The sequence below is a fragment of the Aeromonas bivalvium genome (assembly GCF_000819765.1).
GTDB classification, from domain to species: domain Bacteria; phylum Pseudomonadota; class Gammaproteobacteria; order Enterobacterales; family Aeromonadaceae; genus Aeromonas; species Aeromonas bivalvium.
The window spans coordinates 164,148-189,415 of sequence record NZ_CDBT01000004.1 but is presented as its reverse complement, the minus strand read 5'-3'; the positions used below and the strand labels follow the sequence as shown (position 1 = coordinate 189,415).

22 protein-coding genes are annotated in these 25,268 nt (G+C 60.9%); 12 read left to right on the top strand and 10 right to left on the bottom strand.

Annotated features, from left to right (window positions below):
- Window positions 1–48: 48 nt before the first annotated feature.
- Both BN1119_RS01045 and rplY read left to right on the top strand, forming a co-directional pair.
- The gene (locus BN1119_RS01045; protein ID WP_041992580.1) at window positions 49–813 is read left to right on the top strand and encodes a hypothetical protein; all 765 of its coding nucleotides are present in this window, start codon (window positions 49–51) and stop codon (window positions 811–813) included.
- Window positions 814–919: 106 nt separating this feature from the next.
- Window positions 920–1,207, top strand: a complete 288-nt coding sequence (gene rplY, locus BN1119_RS01040; protein WP_041992577.1) for a 50S ribosomal protein L25 — start codon at window positions 920–922, stop codon at window positions 1,205–1,207.
- Between the two features lie 137 nt (window positions 1,208–1,344).
- On the opposite strand, the gene BN1119_RS01035 is transcribed toward rplY, so the two are convergent.
- The 4 genes from BN1119_RS01035 to BN1119_RS01020 all read right to left on the bottom strand — a co-directional run bounded on the left by BN1119_RS01035 (window position 1,345) and on the right by BN1119_RS01020 (window position 5,912).
- Window positions 1,345–1,989: an MBL fold metallo-hydrolase gene (locus BN1119_RS01035; RefSeq protein ID WP_041992575.1), complete on the bottom strand. Its 645-nt coding sequence runs from the start codon at window positions 1,987–1,989 to the stop codon at window positions 1,345–1,347.
- A 28-nt stretch (window positions 1,990–2,017) separates the two neighbouring features.
- A complete protein-coding gene (gene mnmH, locus BN1119_RS01030) occupies window positions 2,018–3,133 on the bottom strand; it encodes a tRNA 2-selenouridine(34) synthase MnmH (protein ID WP_041992572.1) in 1,116 nt (371 codons plus the stop codon).
- Window positions 3,130–4,170 carry a selenide, water dikinase SelD gene (selD, locus tag BN1119_RS01025; RefSeq protein ID WP_280136460.1) on the bottom strand — a complete coding sequence of 347 codons (1,041 nt, stop codon included), beginning with the start codon at window positions 4,168–4,170 and terminating at the stop codon, window positions 3,130–3,132. The genes mnmH and selD overlap by 4 nt, the downstream gene beginning before the upstream one ends.
- A gap of 554 nt (window positions 4,171–4,724) precedes the next feature.
- A complete protein-coding gene (locus BN1119_RS01020; protein ID WP_041992566.1) occupies window positions 4,725–5,912 on the bottom strand; it encodes an acyltransferase family protein in 1,188 nt (395 codons plus the stop codon).
- A 251-nt stretch (window positions 5,913–6,163) separates the two neighbouring features.
- On the opposite strand from BN1119_RS01020, the gene BN1119_RS01015 reads away from it, so the two are divergent.
- From BN1119_RS01015 to BN1119_RS01005, 3 genes are all read left to right on the top strand, one after another.
- Window positions 6,164–6,808, top strand: a complete 645-nt coding sequence (locus BN1119_RS01015) for a glutathione S-transferase family protein (protein ID WP_041992562.1) — start codon at window positions 6,164–6,166, stop codon at window positions 6,806–6,808.
- A gap of 208 nt (window positions 6,809–7,016) precedes the next feature.
- Window positions 7,017–8,993 (top strand): alkyl/aryl-sulfatase, encoded by a 1,977-nt coding sequence (locus BN1119_RS01010; protein WP_041992559.1) that lies wholly within the window; start codon window positions 7,017–7,019, stop codon window positions 8,991–8,993.
- Between the two features lie 131 nt (window positions 8,994–9,124).
- Window positions 9,125–9,526 carry a hypothetical protein gene (locus BN1119_RS01005; protein WP_244463656.1) on the top strand — a complete coding sequence of 134 codons (402 nt, stop codon included), beginning with the start codon at window positions 9,125–9,127 and terminating at the stop codon, window positions 9,524–9,526.
- Window positions 9,527–9,611: 85 nt separating this feature from the next.
- Here BN1119_RS01005 and BN1119_RS01000 read toward each other — a convergent pair whose 3' ends face one another.
- Together BN1119_RS01000 and BN1119_RS00995 are read right to left on the bottom strand one after the other, a co-directional pair.
- Entirely contained in the window at window positions 9,612–10,805 is a 1,194-nt protein-coding gene (locus BN1119_RS01000) for a class I SAM-dependent methyltransferase (RefSeq protein WP_041992553.1), read from the bottom strand.
- Window positions 10,806–10,895: 90 nt separating this feature from the next.
- Window positions 10,896–12,326 carry a methyl-accepting chemotaxis protein gene (locus BN1119_RS00995; protein ID WP_041992550.1) on the bottom strand — a complete coding sequence of 477 codons (1,431 nt, stop codon included), beginning with the start codon at window positions 12,324–12,326 and terminating at the stop codon, window positions 10,896–10,898.
- Between the two features lie 85 nt (window positions 12,327–12,411).
- Between BN1119_RS00995 and yccX the strand changes: the two genes are divergently transcribed.
- Together yccX and BN1119_RS00985 are read left to right on the top strand one after the other, a co-directional pair.
- Window positions 12,412–12,684: an acylphosphatase gene (gene yccX / locus BN1119_RS00990; protein ID WP_041992547.1), complete on the top strand. Its 273-nt coding sequence runs from the start codon at window positions 12,412–12,414 to the stop codon at window positions 12,682–12,684.
- A gap of 52 nt (window positions 12,685–12,736) precedes the next feature.
- Window positions 12,737–13,561, top strand: a complete 825-nt coding sequence (locus BN1119_RS00985; RefSeq protein ID WP_041992545.1) for a CHAD domain-containing protein — start codon at window positions 12,737–12,739, stop codon at window positions 13,559–13,561.
- Between the two features lie 108 nt (window positions 13,562–13,669).
- Here BN1119_RS00985 and metG read toward each other — a convergent pair whose 3' ends face one another.
- Window positions 13,670–15,703, bottom strand: coding sequence for a methionine--tRNA ligase (gene metG, locus BN1119_RS00980; RefSeq protein ID WP_041992542.1), 2,034 nt, complete (start codon window positions 15,701–15,703; stop codon window positions 13,670–13,672).
- Window positions 15,704–15,866: 163 nt separating this feature from the next.
- On the opposite strand from metG, the gene apbC reads away from it, so the two are divergent.
- From apbC to BN1119_RS00960, 4 genes are all read left to right on the top strand, one after another.
- Complete coding sequence (apbC, locus tag BN1119_RS00975; protein ID WP_041992538.1) at window positions 15,867–16,949, top strand: iron-sulfur cluster carrier protein ApbC; 1,083 nt, start codon at window positions 15,867–15,869, stop codon at window positions 16,947–16,949.
- Between the two features lie 109 nt (window positions 16,950–17,058).
- Complete coding sequence (udk, locus tag BN1119_RS00970; protein ID WP_041992535.1) at window positions 17,059–17,703, top strand: uridine kinase; 645 nt, start codon at window positions 17,059–17,061, stop codon at window positions 17,701–17,703.
- Between the two features lie 69 nt (window positions 17,704–17,772).
- Complete coding sequence (gene dcd, locus BN1119_RS00965) at window positions 17,773–18,354, top strand: dCTP deaminase (RefSeq protein ID WP_041992532.1); 582 nt, start codon at window positions 17,773–17,775, stop codon at window positions 18,352–18,354.
- 459 nt (window positions 18,355–18,813) lie between these two features.
- Complete coding sequence (locus tag BN1119_RS00960) at window positions 18,814–20,283, top strand: inorganic phosphate transporter (protein WP_041992529.1); 1,470 nt, start codon at window positions 18,814–18,816, stop codon at window positions 20,281–20,283.
- 133 nt (window positions 20,284–20,416) lie between these two features.
- On the opposite strand, the gene dsbB is transcribed toward BN1119_RS00960, so the two are convergent.
- Window positions 20,417–20,938, bottom strand: a complete 522-nt coding sequence (dsbB, locus tag BN1119_RS00955; RefSeq protein WP_041992526.1) for a disulfide bond formation protein DsbB — start codon at window positions 20,936–20,938, stop codon at window positions 20,417–20,419.
- An 84-nt stretch (window positions 20,939–21,022) separates the two neighbouring features.
- Complete coding sequence (nhaB, locus tag BN1119_RS00950; RefSeq protein ID WP_041992523.1) at window positions 21,023–22,606, bottom strand: Na(+)/H(+) antiporter NhaB; 1,584 nt, start codon at window positions 22,604–22,606, stop codon at window positions 21,023–21,025.
- 334 nt (window positions 22,607–22,940) lie between these two features.
- Between nhaB and fadR the strand changes: the two genes are divergently transcribed.
- Window positions 22,941–23,654: a fatty acid metabolism transcriptional regulator FadR gene (gene fadR, locus BN1119_RS00945; protein ID WP_041992520.1), complete on the top strand. Its 714-nt coding sequence runs from the start codon at window positions 22,941–22,943 to the stop codon at window positions 23,652–23,654.
- 91 nt (window positions 23,655–23,745) lie between these two features.
- Here fadR and BN1119_RS00940 read toward each other — a convergent pair whose 3' ends face one another.
- Window positions 23,746–25,266 (bottom strand): SpoVR family protein, encoded by a 1,521-nt coding sequence (locus tag BN1119_RS00940; RefSeq protein ID WP_041992517.1) that lies wholly within the window; start codon window positions 25,264–25,266, stop codon window positions 23,746–23,748.
- Window positions 25,267–25,268: the final 2 nt, after the last annotated feature.

The following is a 25,268-nucleotide window of genomic DNA, read 5'->3' as shown; positions in this document are numbered from 1 at the left end:
CGGCGGGCTCGGCTGTCACCTGATCCGTTGCGAGAAAAAGGAGCAGACATGCTGGGATTCTGGTTAGGGATGGCCCTGGTCAACATCAGTGGGTATCAGCCCATTGCCGAGCAGACGTGGGTCAGTCTGAATCCGGAATACTATCCACTGCGCCGCGAACCGCCGGCGATTTTCGCGGCCTGGCACGGCAACCAGTATCCCCCCCTGGCCCGTCGCCAGCACAAGGGGCACTGGCAGATCCTGTTTCCGGCGCGCCTGGTGCCCCCCTTCGATCTGTTCGAGGGGGAGGCCCAGCTCTCCCGTGCCTATCTGGCCAGGCTGGAGCGCATCGACGAGATGGCCTATGGGGTGGCCAGCGTGCAACTGGCCCCCCAGGCCGACGGTGAGGCGCAAGGGGCTGGCCCCAACCAGCCGGTACCCGTGTTGCCCGAGTTCAGTCTGCCCCATCAATATGGCCTGCTGTCGCCGCTTGCCGGTGTCCATGACCGTCTCCTGACTGCATCTGTGGGGCGGCCCGAGGCTCTTACCGCGGGGGAGGGGAGCGGGGCGCCCGGGGAAGGCATCTGCCACAGGGTGGCTCCCGGCGAGACCTTGTGGCGCATCGCCGCTACCCTGGCCCAGGGACAGGGAGGGGATACCTACAGCCATGTGCTGGCCTTGTATGAAGTCAATCGTCAGCGGTTGGGACCCAGGCCTCAGGTCAAGACGGGGGATGCCCTGCTCTGCCCGCCACCCCGGCTGCTGGCCCGTTATCAGGCGCTGAGCCCGGGGGAGCGACATCAGTTGTTCAATCGGCTCGATGGCAGCCTGTAACCCGCTTGTCTCTGCCCGGCCAGCCATGCTACTATCCGCGCTCGTTTTGCGAGGTGCTGACCGGTCGCAGTCAGCACCATAAATTCATCCATATGAGATAACTACTATGTCTTTCGTATTCCAAGCTGAAGTCCGTTCTGACCTGGGGAAAGGTGCGAGCCGCCGCCTGCGTCACGCTGACCAAGTTCCTGCCATCATCTACGGTGCCGGCAAAGAAGCTCAATCCATCACTGTTGACCACAGCAAATTCATCATCGCCCAGGCCAAGCCGGAGTTCTACGAGTCCGTGCTGACCCTGGTTGTCAACGGTGAAGAAGTCAACGTAAAAGTGAAGGCTATCCAGCGTCACCCGGTTAAGCCGAAGCTGGTTCACCTGGACTTCGTTCGCGTCTAATCGCGGACCATCCGGTTGAGAAAAAGCCACTCTTTGGAGTGGCTTTTTGCTGTCTGGCCTTCGCTAAGAGCGGTCAGATATGCGAGAGGGCGACCCAGTGGGTCGCCCTCTTTGTTTTCATGCGCCGCCGACCTTGGCTACCAGATGGGTTGGGTCAGATAAGGGTTGCTTGCCTTCTCCCGTCCCAGGGTGGAGCTGGGGCCGTGACCCGGGATGAAGACGATGTCGTCCCCGAGCGGCAGCAGTGTCTCGGTAATGGAGCGGATCAGGGTGGCATGATCGCCGCGAGGAAAATCGGTGCGGCCTATGCTGCCGGCGAACAACACGTCCCCCACCCAGGCGAGACCGGCCTCATGGCTGACCAGCACCACATGCCCCGGGGTATGGCCCGGACAGAAATAGACCGCCAGCTCGCACCGGCCCAGCTGCACCTTGTCACCCTGGGCAAGCCAGCAGTCCGGGGTGAAGGTGGGGGTGTGGGCAAAGCCGAACATCTGGCTCTGCTGGGGCAGCATGTCGAGCCAGAAGGCATCTTCCCTGTGGGGGCCCGTGATGGTGACGCCGGTTCTGTCTCTCAGTTCGGCCGCGGCGCCCACGTGATCCAGATGACCGTGGGTCAGCAGGATGTGAGTCAGGGTCAAGCCGTGCCTGGCGATGGCAGCCAGCAGCTTGTCCGCCTCGCCTCCCGGATCGATCAGGGCCGCCTCATGGGTCTCGTCACACCAGATGAGGGAGCAGTTCTGGGCGAAAGGGGTGACCGGAATCACCTCGAATTTCAACATAGGGAGTCCTCTTGATTGACGGAGTCGATCAGCCGGCCTGTTGCGCCGCGTGCTGCTCGGCGAAGTAGTCGAGGCAGGCTTGCTTGTCGCCTTGAAACACGATGCGCTCGCGCTTGTTGCCAAGCTGATAGAGATACATGGGATCGTAATAGCGGGTCAGCAGCAGGCGGATCCAGGCCAGATGCAGTTCGGTCGAACCGTTTAGAGCCTGCTCCTTGAGCGCAGTCTGCATCAGGGCGTCCAGCTCGCGGTGGGCTTGATCCCCGAGGCGGCGCTTGAGCCGGGCCAGGGCGTCGGTGAGGTAGGCGGCAAACAGGGGCCAGCCAGCCTCGCTGCCGAACATGGCCTGGTAGCGCAGCCAGAGATCATGCACATAGTCTGCGCGGATCTGCTCGGCGCGATCGTGCTGGGGCACCTCCACCACCACCAGGGGGGCCTGGCCCATGGTCTCGTAGAGGGAGAGGGGCAGGCAGCAGCGACCGATGAGACGGCTCTCGTCCTCCACCACGAACGCCTGTTCACCCCGGTGGCGGCGTTTTAGCAGCTCGATGGCCAATGTGTTCTCGAAGTTGATGTTGCTGGGCTGGCCGCCGGGCAGCTGGCCGAACGACGAGCCCCTGTGGTGGGCATGTCCTTCCAGATCCACCGCCTGGGCAATGTCGGCCAGCATATGGGTCTTGCCGGAGCCTGTCATGCCGGTCAGCACGCTCCAGTGACACTGGGCGCTGGCCTTGTCCTGGGTGTCGATGAGAAAGCGGCGCAGCTCCTTGTAGCCGCCGGCTACCCGAGGGCGGGTGACGCCGGCCTCGGCCAGCCACTGCTGCACGGTTTGCGAGCGCAGGCCGCCGCGAAAGCAGTAGAGCAGGGCATCGGGCTCGGCCGCTATCTGCGCCAGCCAGCCTTCCATGCGGGCGGCGCGCACGGCGCCCCCTACCAGTTGGTGGCCGAGTTCAATGGCCGCCGCCTGCCCCTGTTGCTTGTAGCAGGTCCCCACCTGGGCACGTTCCTCATCCGTCATCAGCGGCAGGCTGGTGGCGGTGGGGAAGGCACCCTCCTTGAATTCGATGGGCGCCCGCAGATCGATGAGGGGCACATCTTCGAGGAAGATGGCGGCAAGATCCGTGGCGAGGGGCAAGTCACTCATTGGATGACCTCGATGAAGCGGTTGCCCTCGAGGGCCAGGATCTCGCCGATGGGGGCAAGCGAGAGCCCGGCGTCGCGGGCGATGGCAAGCAGCTCGGCTTCGCTCTCCTTGCTGACGGCCACCAGCAGGCCGCCGCTGGTCTGGGGATCGCACAGTATGTTGCGGGTGCGATCACTCATGGCATCGAGCTTGTCACCATAGGAGTCGAAGTTGCGCAGGGTGCCGCCGGGCACGCAACCCTCATTCAGGTAATAATCCACTTCATCGAGCAGCGGCAGTGCCTGGAAGTCGAGGCGGGCACGCACCTTCGAGCCTTCGCACATCTCCAGCAGGTGGCCGGCCAGGCCGAAGCCGGTGACGTCCGTCATGGCGTGCACGCCGGGCAGGGCCGCAAACTGCTGGCCAATCTTGTTGAGGGTGCACATGGCGTCGGGGGCCAGTTGCTCGTGCTCGGGTTTGAGCTTGCCCTTCTTCTGGGCCGTGGTGAGTATGCCGATGCCAAGGGGCTTGGTGAGATAGAGCACATCACCCACCTTGGCGGTGTCGTTCTGCTTGATGGCATCGAGCGGTACTATGCCGGTCACCGCGAGGCCGAAGATGGGCTCGGGGGCATCGATACTGTGGCCACCGGCGAGCGAGATGCCCGCCTCGTGACACACCTGACGACCGCCGTCGATCACCTGCTGGGCCACTTCAGGCGCCAGCGTGTTGATGGGCCAGCCGAGGATGGCGATGGCGACTATGGGCTTGCCGCCCATGGCGTAGATGTCGCTGATGGCGTTGGTGGCGGCGATGCGACCGAAGGTGAAGGGATCGTCGACGATGGGCATGAAGAAGTCGGTGGTGGAGACTATGCCCTGACCGTTGCCGATATCGACCACGGCGGCGTCATCCTTGCTGCTGTTGCCCACCACCAGGGTCGGATCGTCAAAGCCCGGGATCTGGCTCTTCAAAATGGTGTCGAGCACCTTGGGGGAGATTTTGCAGCCACAGCCAGCGCCGTGGCTGTACTGGGTCAGACGAATGGAAGACATGATTACCCCTTGTTTGTGCAGGCGCCCGGTGGGGCGTCTTGATAAACGGGCGGAATGCACCGCAAAAAACGGATGGCCTCGGCTGTCATAAAGGCGGCGCCGCAGGCAGTCGTACAGGGCTGCCAAGCCGGACGGGGAGAAGGGGGCGATCAGATGCGCCAGCGCAGCCCCGTCAAGGGCCACAGGACGGAGCATTATGCCACAAAGGTGATAGGGGGTTCGAACAGGAATTCATGCCAGATATGACCAATTGCTGGGCACGCTACCCGGTTATCGCAAGAAACGGGTCATGGATGGCACATCACAAGGCGTTCGAGTGGACATCATGCCGGGGTCAATCATCCCATCACGGCAGATGCTTGCCTCCAGTGACGGAAGCAGGCCCTTGTGGGAGTCAGGCGCCCCACGCATCCTGTGTCGAGCATTCGAGGCATGCTGGATAACACCGAGGCAGTGGATGACTCCCCCGCCTCGGTATTGACCAGCATCCCGGGGGCTGGGTCAAGAACAGCCTGGATAAACGGCGTTAACCGGCCAGGCTGTTTGGACTCAGCCCATCACAGGGCCTGCTCCAGCGCCGGTTGGCGGGCCTGGCCAACGCGGCGCAGGCGCCGCTGCAGTGGCCGCTCAAAGAGGTGGTAGCTCACCGCCGAAAGCGCGATCAGTACCCCCAGCATCAGCAGGGTCGCCACCACCCCCAACAGCGGGTCGGTCTGGCCATACCACCATGTGGTGAACTCGGGCGCCAGGTAGTGGATCAGTTCACAACCGATGAGCAGCACCAGGGCATGGAGCAGGTAGATGGAGTAGGAGAGATCCCCCAGCCAGTTGGTGAAACGATTGTCCAGCAGGCGCAGCAGCGGGCTCTGGCGCTTCCCTTGGGCAGCCGCAATCCAGATGAGCAACACGTAGGCACCGATCAGCAGCAGGGTCAGTGGCGGCGTCATGGTGAATTGCATCAGCACGAAGGGCAGCACAAAGGCGAGCAGCAGTGGCAGGTCCCGCTGCATCATGGGCCACTGGCGGGCGGTCTTGACCCTGGGCAGCAGCCAGAGTCCTAGCACGAATTCACTCACCCCTCGTCCCACCGCCAGCGCGCCGCTGGTGACATCCAGGGTGCCGCGGCTGTACACGATAAAGGCCAGTACCGTCAGCGCCAGCAGGGGAGCGAGGTGACTCCAGCGGCTGCGGGTCACCGCGAGCGGAATGAGCAGCGGGAACAGCAGATAGCTTATCCACTCCACGCTGAGGGACCAGGCGGCGAAGTTCCAGGTCAGCCCCTGATCCGTCACCACCTGCAACAGCAGGAAGGCGCTCGGCAGCGCCTCGATTGGGGTGAAGGGGGAACCGAAGGGAGCCATCCCTTCCCACTCCCACATCTTGAACAGGGGGCCGGCGTAGAAGCCCACCCCGTGCCGGGCCTTGTAAAGTTCCCAGCCTACCAGCAGCAACAGGGTGACGAGATAGAGGGGGTAGACCCGGGTCAACCGCAGCCAGAGGAAGCGGCCGTAGCCGACGGTGCGGCGGTGGGAGTCTGTGAAGGTTTTGCCATAGACGTGGGCCAGCACCAGCCCGCTCAGGATGAAGAAGAGATCGACCCAGAGGTAGCCGTTCTCGATGAGCTGGGTGTGGCCAGCGATGGACTCCATCCACTGTGGAAAGAGCAGCAGGCGGGCGTGGAACAGCACCACCATCAGGGCAGCGATGCCCCGCAGCGGCGTCAACAGTGGCAATGATTGATTCATGTTGGGACCCTTGCGATGTTCAGCTTGGCCTGACATCGATTTTGTTGTTGTGCAGGCCCTGGGCCCGCAGCCTCGACTCGTGGCGGTCACAGGCGGGATCAAGGTAACAAAATGAGAGTCATATGGGTGTGATTTTCGTCATGAATGTGCATTTATCATCCAAAAACCAGCACGGAATAAGCGCTGCATCGAAGGTGAAGAGGGGATCTAGACTAGGGATATCGCCCATCTGATCACAAGGAGCCCGCCCGATGAAACTCTATGCCCATCCCTTTTCGTCCTACAGTCAGAAGGTGTTGATCGCCCTCTACCAGAATGAGATCTCGTTCGACTACCTCAACCTGGAGGCGGCGACGGTGAAGGCGGAGCTGGCCAGCCTCTGGCCCCTCAAGCGCTTTCCGGTGCTGGTGGATCAGGGGCGAGTCCTGTTTGAGAGCAGCACCATCATCGAATATCTCCAATGGGCCCATCCCGGTCCCCATTGCCTGGTGCCTGAGGGGGAGGCGGGGATCGAGGTTCATATGCTCGATCGTCTGTTCGACAACTATGTGATGACGCCCATGCAGAAGATGGTCCACGACAGGATGCGCCCGTCGGGGGATCACGATGGTTACGGCGTCGCCCAGGCCCGGGAGCTGCTGGACAAGATCTACCCCTGGCTGGACCAGCGCCTCGCCGGACGCACCTGGGCAGCAGGGGAGGCGTTCACTCTGGCCGATTGTGCCGCCGCCCCTTCGCTCTTCTATGCCGACTGGGCTCATGAGATCCCGCACTCACTCACCAGGCTGTGTGCCTACCGTGCCCGTCTGCTGGGTCACCCCTCCATAGTCCGGGTGGTGGATGAGGCACGGCCCTATCGCCACTACTTCCCCCTGGGGGCGCCGGCCCGTGACTGAGATGAGCCTTGCTCATGGACTTAGTGGGGGTTGTCGGCGTCATTTTATGACGAAGGCCCAGCACCATAGAGTGATAAAACGATAAGTTAATGTAAACAAAGGGTTGTCAATCGATTCCAGTTCACTATATTGGTTGCGCCGTTATCATTTCGTTACCAACTCGTATTGGTACGGACAACAAACAGGTTAACCAATTGAGGATTCATGCATGAGACTGACCCAGATTGCCAAGAGTGTTGCATTGGCGGGTATGCTCGTCACCGTGGCCATGCCAGGCTTTGCTCAAGAGAGCCCCAAAGAGGCGACGACAGCGACCAAAGCGGCCAATGATGCTCTCTACAAGCAGCTCCCTTTCGCCAACAAGACAGATTTCACCAATGCCCACAAAGGCTTTATCGCCGCGCTGCCAGATGCAGTGATCAAGGGCGAGCAAGGCAATGTGATCTGGGATCCGACCAAATACGCTTTCATCAAGGAGGGGGACAAGGCACCCGATAGCGTCAACCCCAGCCTCTGGCGTCAGTCGCAGTTGATCAACATCAGTGGTCTGTTTGAGGTCACGGATGGCATTTACCAGGTGCGCAACCTCGATCTGTCCAACATGACCATCATCGAAGGCAAGGATGGCATCACCATAGTGGATCCCTTGATTTCGGCGGAGACATCCAAAATTGGTCTGGATCTCTACTACAAGCATCGCGGCAACAAACCGGTCAAGGCCGTGATCTACACCCACAGCCACGTCGACCACTATGGCGGCGTCAAAGGGGTAGTCAATGAAGAGGACGTCAAGTCCGGCAAGGTCAAGGTCTATGCCCCCGAGGGCTTCATGGAGGCGGCCGTAGCCGAAAACATCATGGCAGGCAACGCCATGAGTCGCCGCGCCAGCTACATGTATGGCAACCTGCTGCCGCCTGATGCCAAGGGGCAGGTGGGGGCCGGGCTTGGTACCACCACGTCCGCCGGTACCGTGACCCTGATTGCGCCAACGAATTACATCACCAAGACGGGTCAGAAAGAGAGTATCGATGGCCTGACCTATGAGTTCATGATGGCACCGGGCTCCGAAGCGCCAGCCGAGATGCTCTGGTACATCGAAGAGAAGAAGGCCATCTCTGCGGCCGAAGATGCCACCCATACCCTGCATAACACCTACTCCCTGCGTGGCGCCAAGATCCGTGAGCCGCTGCCCTGGTCCAAATACCTGAATCAGGCCCTGACCATGTGGGGCGACAAGGCTGAGGTGATCTTCGCCCAGCACCACTGGCCTACCTGGGGGAACGAGGAGGTCACGACACTGCTCAAGTCCCAGCGTGACCTCTATCGCTTTATCAACGATGAAACCCTGCGGATGATCAACCACGGCTATACCCGTGACGAAATCGCCGCCAAGTTCAAGCTGCCGGACAACCTGGCCAACACCTGGTCAAGCCGGGGCTACTATGGCTCCATCAGCCACAACGTCAAGGCGACCTATGTGCTCTATCTGGGCTGGTTTGACGGTAACCCGGCGACCCTGGATGAGCTGCCGCCGGTGGAGGCCGCCAAGAAGTATGTCGATTACATGGGCGGTGCCGACAATATCCTGAAAAAAGCGAAAGAGGATTTTGCTCAAGGCAATTATCGCTGGGTGGCTCAGGTCGTGAGCAAAGTGGTGTTTGCCGATCCGGATAACCAGGCGGCTCGCGCCCTGGAAGCCGATGCCCTCGAACAAATGGGTTATCAGGCCGAATCCGGCCCGTGGCGCAACTTCTACCTGACCGGTGCCAAGGAGCTGCGTGGTGGTGTCAAGCAGTTGGCTACCCCGAATACCGCCAGCCCGGATACGGTGCGTGCCATGTCACTGGATATGTTCTTTGACTACCTGGCAGTGCGTCTGAACAGTGAAAAGGCGGGCAATGCCCATGCGGTGCTGAACTTCGACTTCGGGGATCAGGGAGGTAAGTACAAGATCGAGCTGGAAAATGGTGTGCTCAACAACACCGCCAATGCCCAGGACGATAAGGCCGATGCGACCATCACGCTCTCGCGCGATGTGCTCAATAACCTGCTGCTCAAGCAGACCACCTTCGAACAGGCGGTGGCTGCAGGGGACATTAAGATCAACGGCAATGCCGATAAACTCAAGGAAGTGCTCAGCTATCTGGACAACTTCGAGTTCTGGTTCAACATCGTTACCCCATGATCAAGCCATTAGCTCGACTCCTGCTCTGCGCCCTGGTCCTGGGGGCTTCCCCCACGACCAGGGCTTGCGGCTATGACATGGCCTGGGATAATCCCTTCCAGCTCAGTTGGCCAGGCTCGTTGGACATCGCAATGGCGACCTCGGCAGCCATCTCGACGGACAAGCTGAACCCCATCCCCGCCATCATGGGCAAGGAGGGGTTTTCCCGCAGCTACCAGTGGCTCAATCAACTGAGAGCGAGTCTGAAAACGACTGGTATTCCGGGCAATGTGTCCATTCTGCTGGTGGATTCAGGGCTCTGGTCCAGGTTGAGGGGCAAACAGACGCTGTTGTTGCAGAGTCACACTCAGGGGCCCGTCGAGGGTGACAGGGTGGTGCTGCTGAGCGAGGCTGCTATTGATGCCTTGCTGGCGGGACGTCTCTCGGCGAGCGACGCCGTGGCGTTGGGCGTGATGCGGATCGATGAGGATGCTGGTGGTGTCTTGTTGCAACGGCTGGATCAGGCCCTTGCAAGGGAGATCGCCCGTCGTTGATACAACCGATAACGAAAAGGCCGCCTGTTGGGCGGCCTTTTTATTGGCGACATTCATGCAATGCAGATTGGTGTCGTCGCCAGGATCAGCGGGCGCGCACCACCAGCCCCTTGAGGTAGAAGCCTTCCGGGTAGGCGGTGCCGATGGGGTGATCGGAAGCCTGGGAGAGCAGCTCCAGGATCTGGGCATCGCGACCGGCATCGAGGGCCGCATCGGCCACTATCTTCTGGAACAGGCTCTGCTCCATCAGGCCGGAGCAGGAGTAGGTCAAGAGCACACCACCCGGCGCCAGCAGCTGGAACGCCAGCATGTTGATGTCCTTGTAGCCGCGACAGGCACCCAGCAGCTGGGCCTTGCTCTCGGCAAATTTCGGCGGATCCAGCACGATGACATCGAACTTCTCGCCCTTCTCCCGGTATTCCCGCAGCAGCTTGAACACGTCGTGGCGCACGAACTGGGTGGTGCTGGTATCCAGACCATTGAGCTCGGCGTTCTGGCGGGCTATGTCCAGGGCATTCTGGGAGAGATCGACGTTGACCACCTCACGGGCGCCGCCCTTGAGGGCATAGACGCCAAAGCCGCCGGTGTAGCAGAAGCAGTTGAGCACCCGCTTGCCTTCGGTGTACTTGGCGGCGGCCTGGCGGTTGTCCCGCTGATCCAGATAGAAGCCGGTCTTGTGGCCGTTGCGGATGTCCACCAGGATCTTGACGCCGCCGTTCTCCTCGATCACCACAGGCTCGGTCGGGGTCTCGCCATGGATGACGCCGGTGCGCTCTTTGAGCCCTTCCTTCTTGCGCACCGCCACGTCGGAGCGCTCATAGATGCTGCACTCGGGGTAGAGGGTACGCAGGGCCTGGGTGATGAGGTCCCGCTGGAACTCGGCACCGGCAGAGAGGATCTGGCACACCAGGAAATCGGCGTAACGGTCTATGGTCAGGCCCGGCAGGCCGTCGGATTCGGCGGCGCACAGGCGATAGCCGGTGAGGCCCTGACGCTTGATCAGCGGGTCCCGTGACTCCTGGGCATACTTGAGGCGACGGATAAAGAAGTCGAGATCGACGGTTTCGTCCTTGTCGAAGGTCCAGACCCGGGCACGGATCTGGGAGCTGCCGGACCAGGCGCCGCGGGCGAGCCACTTGCCATCGTTTGAGTAGATCTCGACGGTATCGCCATCGATGGGGTGGCCCTGCACCTTGTCGATCCCCTTGGAGAAGATCCAGGGGTGACGGCGCAGCAGGGATTTTTCGCGGCCTTTGACGAGATAGATGGAAGCGCTCATGGGAGTTGCCAGATGGTCGAAAGAAAAGGGGCCACATTCTATGTGGCCCCTCCTGAAAACTCAAAGAAAACGTCGCACTGAGGTCCAGCCTCAGATCTTGAGACCACGCAGGGCCTGGGCCAGTTCGCTGGCGGTGCCCTTGAGACCCTGGGTGCCCGCCACGGCGGCACTGGCGGATTCTTCCACCTGACCCGCCTCGCTGCGCACCTGATCCAGGTTGCGGCTGATCTCCTCGGCCACCGAGCTCTGCTGCTCGGAGGCGGTGGCTATCTGGGTGCTCATCTCCAGCACGGCGCTGCTGTGGTGGCTGAGTTTGTCGATATCCAGGCCCACCTCGCTGATGAGGCGCTGGCTGTGCTCGGCCCGCTCGACCGTCTTCTCCATGATGTCGTTGAGGGCGTTGGTGCCCCCCTGCAGCTCCTCTATCATCTGCTGGATCTCCACCGTGGCCTGCTGGGTGCGGCTGGCCAGGGTGCGCACCTCGTCGGCCACCACCGCGAAGCCGCGACCCTGCTCCCCGGCGCGGGCGGCCTCGATGGCGGCGTTGAGGGCCAGCAGGTTGGTCTGCTGGGAGATGGCGTTGATGACGGCGATCACCTCGTTGATGCGATTGGCGTTGTGGGTCAACCGCTCCACGGCGCCGGAGGCATTGCCAATCTCGGTGGCGAGGGTGGTGATGGCCGAAATGGTGCGCGCCACCCTGTCTGCCCCCTGGGCCGCCTCTTCGCTCGATTGGCGGGTCTGGCTCAGGGAGTCGTTGGCGTTGCGTGCCACTTCGCGGATCGCCGCAGACATCTGCTCCATGGCGGCGGCCAGGGAGTCCATGTGCTGGCGCTGGGCCATGGCGAGGGATTCCCCCTCGCTGGCATGGTCGCGAAACTCGTCGGCGGCCAGACCCAGTGCCTCGGCAGACTCCTCCACCAGTTGCACTATCTTGTGCTGGCGATCGGTGAACCTGTCTATGCTGCCCGCCAATACCGAGAACTCGTCCCGTACCGGAAAGAAGTTGAGGCGATGGGTCAGGTCGCCATCGGCCACGGTCTGCAGCGCCTTGTTGGTGGAGTAGAGGGCGCCGGAGACGAAGGTCATCAGATAGTGGGTCACCAGCGCCAACAGGGCGGCGACCAGGGCTATGATGGTGAGGGTGCTGCCCTGGTTATCCCAGGGGGAGAACTGGCTGGCATCCAGGGTTCCGGTGAGGTAACCGGCCTGGCCGGCGCTGGCGCTGATCTGATAGATCCCCCCTTGCTCGCTCAGGCCAGGGGCGCTGGCCGCGCCAAGGCGCAAGTCCGCTGGCAGGCTCAGGCTGGGTTGCTGGCTCACCAGTTGCGCCGTGGTCTCGACCCGGCTCTTGAGGGCCTCGAGGCGCAGTTCCATCTGTCTGTCATGACCATGGCTGAGCAGATACCAGGAGAGCAGGGCGATGAAGATGAGCGGACACCAGAAGGTGATGAGGAATTTTTCACTGATGGTGAGATGAATGAGATAGCGGTCAACCCAGCGAAACTTAACTTCTTTCATAATGGTATTTGCATCCTGCACAACAGAGAGTGTCGGCCATCACTATCGGCCTCCTGTCTCATTGCTAAAGCGAAAGGTGTGATAAATGGGAGAGCAAGCGTTTTCCGTCCGGGTGTTTGGACGGGTTCAGGGGGTGGGGTTTCGCTATTTCACCCAGGAGCGGGCCCTGCAACTGGGACTGAGGGGACATGCCTACAACCTGGAGGATGGCTCGGTGGAGGTCCTGCTGTGCGGCCCGGCCGAGCAGGTCCAGATGATGCTCGGCTGGCTCGAACATGGCCCCCGCACCGCCGAGGTGAGTCACATCTCATGCCAGCCCCATGAAGGAGAGGTGCGAGCGGGCTTTCATACCAACTAGACGCCATCCCGACCGATGAGGTGGCGAGCATGGACAAGCAGAGGAGAGATTCATGGATGACCCCTTGCGGGAGCGGCTGCTCGGTCAGGCGCATACCCTCATCAATCACTACTGGGCCTCGACCCTGGCGCTGCGCCAGCAGGCCGACATGGAGCAGGTGCATGGCTACCGCATCGCGGCCCGTCGACTCCATGCCCTGTTGGCGCTCTGGCGCCCGCTCATCCATGACCCCAGGCTGGAGCGTCGGCTGCAAAAGGCGGTGACTCGCCTCTCTGCCCTGCGCGATGAGCAGGTCTATGCCAGCCAGTTCGTCCACAAGCGGACCGGCGCCAGGAGCGAGGAGCAGAGCAAGGCGGGCAGGGTGTCCCAAGCCATGGTACAGGCGCAGCCCAGGGTGCCCATGCTGGCGGTTTCCCTCGATGAGTGGCTCGATGGGGTGGCGCAGGTGCCGGCCGGTTTCGATCCACTGCCCTGGTATCGGCTCCAGCTTGGGCTGCGCCTGAGCCTGCTGCTCAACCGGATAGAGGATGAGCAGAGCGCCAAATCCCGCAAGCTCAGCAACGACAAGCTGCTGCGTCAGTGGCACAAGGTCAGGCTGGAGATAAAGCAGATTCGTTATGGCACCGAGTTGTTGGTGGCCATGGGGGCGGGGGATCCCGAGTGGCTCGCCCTGCTCGGACGCTGGCAGGAGCAGCTCGGCCAGTTGCAGGATGGTCGGCAGTGGTACAAGCGGCTGCGCCGGGAGAAGAGCACCCCCAAGCAGCAGCGCCTGTTGCGGGCCCTGCGCAAGAAGGGGCGCTGGCAGTTGCAACGGCTCTCCTGCCAGCGCGGCGAGCTGGTGGGGCTCAGCCTGCTGATGCTCAAGGGGGACGAGTAGCACAGGAGGCCCACGACCATCCAGCGGGGAGCGCCGTGGGGAAGCATGAAAAAAGCGAGGGGCATCTGCCCCTCGCTTCGTCATCTCATGGCTATTGCCCTGGCGTGATCACTTGACCCGCATGCCAGGCTGGGCGCCAGCCTGGGGCTCCAGGATCCAGAGATCCTTGCCGCCCGGGCCCGCCGCCAGCACCATGCCCTCGGACATGCCGAAACGCATCTTGCGCGGCGCCAGGTTGGCCACCATCACGGTCAGCTTGCCTTCCAGATCTTCCGGGTTGTAGGCGGACTTGATGCCGGCGAACACCTGGCGGGTCTCGCCGCCGAGATCGAGTTGCAGCTTGAGCAGCTTGTCCGCTTCCGGTACCGCTTCTGCCTTCTTGATGAGGGCCACCCTCAGGTCAATCTTGGCAAAATCCTCATAGCTGATGGTGTCACTGATGGGGTCGTCCGCCAGGGGACCGGTCACTTTCGGTGCCTGCTCCTTGGCCAGATCTTCCTTGGACGCCTCGATCATGGCCTCAATCCTGGCCGGTTCGATGCGGGAGAAGAGGGCCTTGAACGGGGCAACGGTGTGGTTGACCAGGGGCGCGGCGATACCGTCCCAGCTGAGGGTCTCCCCCAGGAAGGCTTCGGCGCGCTCGGCCAGCTTGGGCATGACGGGCTTGAGGTAGGCCATCAGCACCCGGAACAGGTTGATGCCGACGGAGCAGACCGCCTGCAGTTCGTCATCCATGCCTTCTTTCTTGGCCAATACCCAAGGAGCCTTGTCGTCCACGTAGCGGTTGGCCTTGTCGGCCAGGGCCATGATCTCGCGGATGGCGCGGCTGAACTCGCGGGTCTCGTAGGCTTCGCTGATGGACGCGCGGGCGCTCGCGAATTCGGCGTAGAGTTCGGGTTCGGTGCAGGTGGCGGCCAGCTTGCCGTCGAAACGCTTGGCGATGAAGCCGGCATTGCGAGACGCCAGGTTGACCAGCTTGTTGACCACGTCGGCATTGACCCGGGCCACGAAGTCATCCAGGTTCAGGTCCAGATCGTCGATGCGGCTGTTGAGCTTGGCGGCGTAGTAGTAACGCAGGCACTCGGGATCCAGGTGATTGAGGTAGGTGGAGGCCTTGATGAAGGTGCCCTTGGACTTGGACATCTTGGCGCCGTTGACGGTTACATAGCCGTGTACGTTCACCTTGGTCGGCTGGCGGAAACCCGCCCCTTCCAGCATGGAGGGCCAGAACAGGCAGTGGAAGTAGGCGATGTCCTTGCCGATGAAGTGATAGAGCTCGGCGCTGGAGTCCTTGCGCCAGTAGCTGTCAAAGTCGATATCGCCGCGCTTGTTGCACAGGTTCTTGAACGACGCCATATAGCCGATGGGGGCATCGAGCCAGACGTAGAAGTACTTGCCCGGTGCCCCGGGGATCTCGAAACCGAAGTAGGGGGCGTCACGGGTGATGTCCCACTGCTGCAGGCCGGATTCGAACCACTCCTGCATCTTGTTGGCCATCTCTTCCTGGATGGCGCCCGAGCTGCGCACCCAGCCAGAGAGCCACTGCTCGAACTGGGGCAGATCGAAGAAGAAGTGTTCGGAATCCTTCATCACAGGGGTCGCGCCTGAGACGGCGGACTTGGGATCGATCAGTTCGGTCGGGCTGTAGGTGGCGCCGCAGCTGTCGCAGTTGTCACCGTATTGCTCGGGGGACTTGCACTTGGGGCAGGTACCCTTGACGAATCTGTCCGGCAGGAACATGGATTTTTCCGGATCGAACAGCTGGGTGATGGTGCGGCCCTTGATGAAGCCACCCGCCTTCAGACGACCGTAGATCAGCTCCGCCAGCTCGCGGTTCTCGTCGCTGTGGGTGGAGTGATAGTTGTCGAAGCTGATGTTGAAACCGGCAAAATCGGTCTGATGCTCCTGGGAGACGGCCGCGATCATCGCTTCCGGGGTCACGCCCATCTGCTGCGCCTTGAGCATGATGGGGGTGCCATGGGCATCATCGGCACAGATGAAATGCACCTGATGGCCGCGCATTCGCTGATAACGAACCCAGATATCGGCCTGGATGTGTTCGAGCATGTGGCCGAGGTGAATGGAGCCATTGGCGTAGGGGAGGGCGCAGGTTACCAGCATGGTACGGGGATCAGTTGCCATAATACGTTCTTGATGTGCCTGTTGGGATGATACAGTGCGGTGCATGTTACCCGAATTGGGGGCAGCCTGCCTAGGTCTGTGGCCCTGGATGGGCACGGGGCCAGCCCTTTTGCATCGGGCGCCCTGGCCACCCTCAGCATAAAGACAGTCGAATGGGGATTTCATGGTGATTGATTCAGTTAAACAGCTACTTGCCGAATTTAAACCCATGGGGTGGGGCAAGGATCTGGTGGATGCCGGATTCGTGCGCGCCGTCAGCGAGCAGGAGCAGACATTGCAGATCAGGCTGGTGCTCCCCTTTGCCGGCCTCTCCTGGTTTGAACAGATCAAGGAAGAGTTTGACGCCAGACTGCGCACCCTGACCGGCGCGCAGCAGATAGAGTGGCAGTGCGATATCGAGGTGGCCAGCATGCCCCGCGCCCAGCAGCTCAATGCGGTGCAGGGCATTCGCAACATACTGGTGGTGGCGTCCGGCAAGGGGGGAGTGGGCAAGTCCACCACGGCGGTCAATCTGGCGCTGGCGCTGCAAAAAGAGGGGGCGCGGGTCGCCATCCTGGATGCGGACATCTATGGCCCCTCCATTCCCACCATGCTGGGTTCGCGCCAGGAGCGCCCCAGCAGCCATGATGGCAAGACCATGTTGCCGGTGGAGGCGTGCGGTCTCAAGAGCAACAGCATCGGCTATCTGGTGGCCGAGCAGGATGCCACCATCTGGCGCGGCCCCATGGCGAGCAAGGCGCTGGCGCAGATCCTGCACGAGACCCGCTGGGGCGAGCTGGACTATCTGGTGGTGGACATGCCGCCGGGCACAGGGGATATCCAGCTCACCCTGGCCCAGCAGGTGCCGACCTCGGGGGCCCTCATCGTCACCACCCCCCAGGACGTGGCCCTGGCCGATGCCCGCAAGGGGATCGCCATGTTCAACAAGGTCAATGTGCCCGTGCTCGGTATCATAGAGAACATGAGCTACCACGTGTGCAGCGCCTGTGGACATCATGAACCCCTGTTTGGCACGGGCGGTGGCCAGAAGATGGCGGAGCAGTATCACCTGGAGCTGCTTGGCCAGCTTCCCCTGCACATCGACATCCGCCAGCACCTGGACGATGGTTGCCCGACCGTCTTCTTCGCCCCCGAGGGGGAGTTGGCACAGATCTACATGAAGCTGGCCAGGCGGGTGGCGTCCGCCCTCTATTTCAGCGGAAAACCGATTGCGACCCCCCTGTTTACCCTGGCGGTGGATGAATAATCGGCGGTTGGCGGTTCGGTGGGGATTTGGGGTGGGCAGCTCCCCCCCTTTTCCATATAATGGATCGGTTTAAACCTTTCCCGCAGCGCTTCTTTTTTAGGTATTTGTCATGTCTGATACTCAACACTCGTGTGTGATCATCGCCATTGCAGGGGCGTCCGCGTCCGGCAAGAGCCTCATCGCCCAGACCATCTATGAAGAGCTGGTGGCCGAACTGGGGGCGGGTGAGATCGGGGTGATCTCCGAAGATTGTTACTACAAGGATCAGACCCATCTGACCATGGAAGAGCGGGTCAAGACCAACTATGACCACCCCAGCGCCATGGATCACAGCCTGTTGGTGGAGCATCTGGTGCAGCTGATCAAGGGCAGTGGCGTCGAGATCCCCCAGTACTCCTACACCGAACACACCCGGATGAGCGAGACCCGTCACTTCGCGCCCCGCAAGGTGATCATCCTCGAAGGGATACTGCTGCTGACCGATAGCCGGCTGCGTGAGCTGATGGATGCGTCCATCTTCATGGATACCCCCCTCGACATCTGCCTGGTGCGTCGCCTGGTGCGTGACGTGCAGGAGCGGGGTCGTACCATGGATTCCGTGCTCAAGCAGTACCAGAAGACGGTGCGCCCCATGTTCTTGCAGTTTATCGACCCGTCCAAGCAATATGCCGACGTGATCGTGCCCAGAGGCGGCAAGAACCGCATCGCCATCGACATGCTCAAGGCGCGCATCCGCCACATGCTGGTCGGTTGAGCACATATCAGGGAGCCGGGTCACGACCCGGCTCTTTTTACATGCCATTTTTGTCAGGAGAGTCGCGCAATGCGTCTTTGTGATACCGATATCGAACGTCATCTGGACCTGGGCAAGATTGTCATCGAGCCCAGGCCCGGGGTGGAGCGGATCAGTGGAGTCAGCGTCGATGTGCTGCTCGGCAACGAGTTTCGGGTGTTTCGTGACCACACGGCGCCGTATATCGATCTGAGCGGCCCGGGCAGCGAGATGGCCGATGCCATCGATCGGGTGATGAGCGACGAGATCCATATTCCCGATGGCGAGGCCTTCTATCTGCACCCGGGCCAGCTCGCCCTGGCGGTGACCTATGAATCCGTGACCCTGCCCGCCGACATCGTCGGCTGGCTCGATGGGCGCTCTTCCCTGGCACGCCTCGGACTCATGGTGCATGTGACCGCGCACCGGATCGATCCGGGCTGGTCCGGCCGCATCGTGCTGGAGTTCTACAACGGCGGCAAGCTGCCGCTGGCGCTGCGTCCCAAGATGAAGATAGGGGCACTCAACTTCGAGATGCTCTCTGGCCCCGCCGCCCGGCCCTACAACAAGCGTGAGAACGCCAAGTACAAGAGCCAGCAGGGGGCGGTGGCGAGCCGCATCAGTGAAGACTGATCCCCTGTCGTGTTGCTCGAGGCGCCCCCGTGGCGCCTTTTTTGTCACTGTCGTTTTGTCACTGCCGTGACGAGTGACCTTGCAGGCCTGGGCATTCAGTGGCGCCTCCTCGCCAGCGCATGGGGGCCCCGGTCCGGGGGCGTCTCTCCTGGCGGAAGATTGACGGCAACAGGCGCGCATCCTGCCGATATTTTTTGCAATAAAGTAGTGGTTTTTTACGATTTTTATCGCGCGATAGCGCCACTATCGCCGATCTTGCTCGCACCATCCAAAGATGGCCCCTACAGGCCAATGTAGGGCCTTTTTTTATCGAGTTGTTGATAGCCTCGTGGCGCCTGGTTTCGCGCCCGGTTATGGAAAATACCCTTTATTTTTATGACTGAAATATTGCAGTGATGGCTATTGTCCCCCGAGTCAACTGAGCATAATCCGGCGCAACTCATCAACAGGTTCGTCTTTATGCTGGAAATGATTAACGGTTTGGGTGTGTGGTGGTTCATCGGTCTGACGCTGGCGGTGCTCTTTGTGCTGGCGTATGAGTTCATCAATGGGTTTCACGATACCGCCAACGCGGTGGCGACCGTGATCTACACCAAGGCCATGCCGGCCCACATGGCGGTGGTGGCCTCAGGATTGTTCAACTTTGCCGGGGTCATGCTCGGCGGCCTGGGGGTGGCTTATGCCATCGTTCATCTGCTGCCCATCGACTTGCTGCTGGGCATGGACTCGAGCCAGGGTCTGATCATGGTGTTCTCCCTGTTGTTCTCGGCCATCGTCTGGAACCTGGGCACCTGGTTTTTCGGGATCCCGGCCTCCAGCTCCCACACCCTGATTGGCTCTATTCTGGGAGTGGGCGGTGCCTACGCCTGGATCAACGATCAGCCCCTGACCCAAGGGATCAATGTGAGCAAAGCCATCGACATCATGCTTTCGCTCATCGTTTCACCCACCCTGGGGTTCATCATCGCGGCTGGTCTGCTGCTCGCCCTCAAGCGGGTATGGCTGGGCAGCAAGATCCACAAGACCCCGGAAGAGCGGTTGCTGGTGGATGGCAAGAAACATCCGCCCTTCTGGGCAAGGCTGACCCTGGTGGCATCCGCCATGGGCGTGAGCTTCGTGCACGGCTCCAACGATGGCCAGAAGGGGATAGGCCTGGTGATGCTGGTGCTGATCTGCATGGCCCCCGCCTACTTTGCCCTCGACATGGGCAGCCGGCCCTACGACATAGACAGGACCCAGGATGCCAACAGGCGCATCACCGAGATCTATCAGCGCAACCAGGGGGTACTGACCGGGCTTATCGACTTCCAGCGTCCCGTGCGGGTGAATCATGCCCCCGTGAGTCACTGCGAGGCGGGAGCCGCCCTCTCCGTGATGGCGACCCTGGACGATCGGCTGGGCAAGGTACGCAGTTATGATGGCCTGAGCCAGGAGGAGCGGCGCGAGGTGCGTCGTCTGCTGCTCTGCGTCGATGACACCGCCCGCAAGGCCACCAAGCTGCCTCTGCCCGCCAAGGAGCTGACCGATCTCGCCAAGTGGCGCAAGGATCTGACCTCGACCGCCGAGTATGCCCCGACCTGGGTCATCGTCTCCATCGCCCTGGCCCTGGGCTGCGGCACCATGGTGGGCTGGCGGCGCATCGTGTACACGGTGGGAGAGAAGATAGGCTCGAGCGGCATGACCTACAGCCAGGGGATAGCGGCCCAGATCACGGCGGCGACCTCGATAGGGATCGCCAGCCTGACCGGGATGCCGGTCTCCACCACCCATATTCTCTCCTCGGCGGTGGCGGGGACCATGGTGGCCAATCGCTCCGGCCTGCAAAGCCAGACCATCAAGACCATATTGATGGCCTGGGTGCTGACTCTGCCGCTGACCATGTTGTTGTCCGGCGGGCTCTTTGTCCTCACCCACGCCTTGTTGGGGTAACGGATGCCATGAAAAAGCCGCCTTCGGGCGGCTTTTTCATGGGGTGCTGACAGGGCTGGCGTGGTCTTGGGAAGGCCATGAAAAGAGGCGCCATGGGCGCCTCTTTGTCATCGTTGGGTGATGGGTGGCCGCATCAGTCGCAGCAGCGTCCCCTGGCCAGGTTGCCGATGATCACCACGGTCGCCACCAGCAGGTAGGCGGCGAAGATGGCGACCAGCCACTGGGGCATGGAGAAGCCGAGGAACTGCCAGCTGATCTCGCTGCAGTCCCCATCCGGGAAGAAGAGCCAGGGGATCCAGCTGTCGAGGGGCAGCCAGCTCGGAAAATCGGCATAGGGGCTGCAGACGTTGAAGGGGGAGGGGTTGAGCTGATAATCCACGTGTTGCAGCGCCAATTGCAGGCCCCGTACGGCGCTAAAGCCCCACAGCAGCAGCGCGCTCCAGCGCAGGTACCACTTCTGCGGATTGACCAGGCCTGTCAGGCCTGCGGCAAGCACCCCCAGGATGGCGATGCGCTCATAGATGCACATGACACAGGGGTGCAGTCCCAGTATGTGCTGGAAGAAGAGGGCGCACAGCTCGAGGAAAAGGGCGGAGGCGGCGAGCAGCCCCCAGGCCCAGCGCTGGCAGGCGATATGGCGAAGAAATGCAATCATCTGATTGATCCTGAAGGGGAAGGTGAAACGGATTAGAGCAGAGCGAGCCATAAAAGAAAAGGGCCCCACCGGGGCCCTCTTGGCTCAATGCGCCAGCGGCAGGACTGTGCTGGCGGCGCTGGAGTGGTGCATCAACCACCCCAGTTCGTAATACCAGTGGGTGAGGGGAGTGAGCAAGAACTCCACCGCGATGAAGCCGACCCCCCCCAGTACCAGGGTGTAGGGGAGCGCCATCCACACCATGCGGCCGTAGGAGAGACGCAGCAGCGGGGCCAGGGCCGAGGTGAGCAGGAACAGGAAGGCGGCCTGACCGTTGGGGGTCGCGACGGAGGGCAGGTTGGTCCCTGTGTTGATGGCGACCGCCAGCATGTCGAACTGATCCCGACTGATGGCATTGTTGAGCAGGGCCGTCTTCACCTCGTTGATATAGACGGTGCCGACGAAGACGTTGTCACTCACCATGGAGAGCAGGCCGTTGGCCAGATAGAAGAGGGCCAGCTGATCGTCAGGATCGGCGGAGAGCACCATCTGGATCACAGGTTTGAACAGTTGCTGATCGATGATGACGGCCACCACGCTGAAGAAGACGGCGAGCAGGGCGGTGAAGGGCAGCGCTTCCTCGAACGCCTTGCCGAGGGCATGCTCCTCGGTGATCCCGGTCAGGGAGGTGGCCAGCACGATGACCGACAGGCCGATGAGGCCGACGGCGGCCAGGTGCATGGCCAGACCCACGATCAACCAGACGGCGATGAGGGACTGGACGATGAGCTTGGCCTTCTCCTGGGGGGAGCGGCGTTCATCTTCGTAGCGGCTGTAATCCTCCAGGATGCGGCGCACCGTGTTGGGCAGGCGGGCGCCATAGCCGAACCAGCGGCATTTTTCCACCAGTACGCAGGTGAGCAGGCCACAGAAGAACACGGGAATGGTCACGGGCGACATGCGGGTGGCAAACTCGCCAAAGTGCCAGCCAGCCTGCTCCCCTATGATGAGGTTCTGGGGCTCGCCGACCAGGGTGCAGACGCCACCGAGGGCGGTACCTATGGCGGCATGCATCATGAGGCTGCGCAAAAAGGCGCGAAAATCGTCCAGATGCTGGCGGTTGAGCTCGGCGACGGTCAGGTCGTCAGTGTGGTCATGGTCGTGACCAAACTCCTTGCCCGACGAGACCTTGTGATAGATGGCGTAGAAACCGGTGGCGACGCTGATCACCACGGCGATCACGGTCAGGGCATCCAGGAAGGCGGACAGGAAGGCCGACACCAGGCAAAACGCCAGGGAGAGCAGGCTCTTTGAGCGAATGCGGATCAGCAGTTTGGTGAACACATAGAGCAGCAACTGCTTCATGAAATAGATGCCTGCCACCATGAAGACCAGCAGCAGCAGGACTTCTATGTTGGCCACCAGCTCATGCTTGACCTGTTCGGCCGAGGTCATGCCGATCAGCACGGCTTCGATGGCGAGCAGGCCACCCGGTTGCAGCGGGTAGCACTTGAGGGCCATGGCCAGGGTAAAGATAAACTCCACCACCAATAACCAGCCGGCAAAGAAGGGATCCAGATGAAAGGCGATGGGATTGATGATCAAGAAGGCAATGATGGCGCTCTTGTACCAGTGAGGAGCATGCCCTAAAAAGTTCTTCGCAAAGGCCTGCCCTAGACTAATCGGCATAGTAATGGGTCTCAGTAATTATGGTTGGATGCTGTGTTCATACCCACAACCTGAGGTGGGCATATACCAAGATGCTGTCGCTTATTTGCTTGATCCCCCATGATTTTAATCAAACGGGCGGCTAACTATAAATTACATAATGAGCCTTGCCCATGGCTGGTGCGGATTAAAAGGGGCAATCCTGAGTCTCGAACTCGATGGTTGGTGGTTTTACATACAATTTGGTAACAAAATTGCGTGTTTATGTGAGCAGAGGACCGACCTTCTGCTTGCCAGACCTCCTCGCTTTGCTATTATTCGGGAGCCTTTTTACGCACGAGAATCGAGTCACTTCATGGTTATAAAAGCGCAGAGCCCAGCCGGGTTTGCCGAGGAATATATCATCGAGTCCATCTGGAACAATCGCTTCCCCCCCGGATCCATACTGCCGGCGGAGCGCGAGCTGTCCGAATTAATCGGTGTGACCCGCACAACGCTGCGTGAAGTGCTGCAACGTCTGGCCCGGGATGGCTGGTTGACCATACAGCATGGCAAGCCGACCAAGGTCAACAACTTCTGGGAAACCTCGGGACTCAACATTCTGGAGACGCTGGCTCGCCTGGATCAGGACAAGGTGCCCGATCTGGTGGCCCAGCTGCTGTCGGCGCGCACCAACATCTGCACCATCTTCATCCGGGGCGCGATCCGCAACAACCCGGAGCAGGCGGCAGAGATATTGCGGTGTGCCGACGAAGTGGAGAACAGCGCCGAAGCCTATGCCGAATTTGACTACCGTCTGCACCATCAGCTCTCCTTCGCCTCCGGCAACCCCATCTACGCCCTGATCCTCAATGGCTTCAAAGGGCTCTATAGCCGGGTGGGGCGCTACTACTTCTCCGACACCCAGGCCCGTGCCACCGCAGATGCCTACTACAAGACACTGCTGAAACTGGCCGAGACCAAGAATCACGAAGAGGTGTACCAGACGGTGCGCCAGTACGGGATAGAGTCCGGCAAGCTGTGGACCCGTCTGCGCACCGACATGCCGAGCAACCTGTGCGATAACTGATGACGTCCTGACTCGGGCCCAGCCCAGAGCGAGAGGATATAAAGAGCGCGCCTTCGGGCGCGCTCTTTGCATTATGGCGTCATGGGCAGGGTCAAGGGAGGGGGCGCCGCTCCGGGCAGCGACCGATGAGATCGCTTGGTAGTTCGCCATTGTCCTGTTCCAGCACCACATCGAAGCCCCACAGCAGATGCACGTGCTTGAGCACCTCATGATAGGAGTCACCAAGGGGGATGCGGTTATGGGGCACATAACGCAGGGTCAGGGCGCGATCCCCCTTCACCGCCACGTCATAGACCTGGATGTTCGGCTCCAGATTGCTGAGGTTGTACTGGGATGACAGGGCATTGCGCACCAGATGATAGCCCTCCTCGTTGTGAATGGCGGCTATCTTGAGGTAGTTCTTCAGATCGTCATCGTCGATGGCAAAGAGCTTCATGTCCCGCATCACCTTGGGGCTGAGGAACTGGCTGATGAAGCTCTCATCCTTGAAGTTCTGCATGGCAAAGTGAAGGGTGTCGACCCAGTTGGTACCGGCATAGTCCGGAAACCAGCGTCTGTCCTCCTCGGTGGGGTGCTCACAGATGCGTCTCAGATCGACAAACATGGCAAAACCGAGGGCGTAAGGGTTGATCCCCGAGTAGTAGCGGCTGTTGTAGGGGGGTTGAAAGACCACATTGGTGTGGCTGTGCAGCACCTCCATCATGAAGCGATCGCTCAGTTTTCCCTCGTCATACAGGTGATTGAGTATGGTGTAGTGCCAGAAGGTGGCCCAGCCTTCATTCATCACCTGAGTCTGTTTCTGGGGATAGAAATACTGGCTGATCTTGCGCACGATGCGCACCACCTCCCGCTGCCAGGGCTCGAGCAGGGGCGCATTCTTCTCGATGAAGTAGAGCAGATTCTCCTGGGGCTCTGGCGGATAGCGGCGATCCGCCACGTTGGCGGACTTGTGCTGCCGGGGCAGGGTGCGCCACAGCTCATTGACCTGGGTCTGCAGGTAGTCTTCCCGGGCTTTCTGGCGCCTCTTCTCCTCGGCCAGGGAGATCTTCTGGGGCCGCTTGTAGCGATCGACCCCGAAGTTCATCAGGGCATGGCAGGCATCGAGCAGCCGCTCCACCGCATCGATACCGTGCTTCTCCTCACATTCGGTGATGTAGTTCTTGGCAAACAGCAGGTAATCGATGATGGAGGAGGCATCGGTCCAGGTCTTGAACAGATAGTTGTTCTTGAAAAACGAGTTGTGGCCATAGCAGGCATGGGCCATCACTAGTGCCTGCATCGGCATGGTGTTCTCCTCCATCAGATAGGCGATGCAGGGATCCGAGTTGATGACGATTTCGTAGGCGAGCCCCATCTGACCACGTTTGTAGTTGCGCTCGGTGTGGATGAAGCGCTTGCCGAATGACCAGTGCTGATAGCCGATGGGCATGCCGACGCTGGAGTAGGCATCCATCATCTGCTCGGCGGTGATCACCTCTATCTGGTTGGGGTAGGTATCGAGCCGGTAGTGCCTGGCGACGCGCGCTATTTCCCGGTGATAGATCTCCAGCAGGTCAAAATTCCAGTCAGGCCCGTCATCGAAGGGCGCAAAGGTGTTGGCTGTCTCCGTCATAT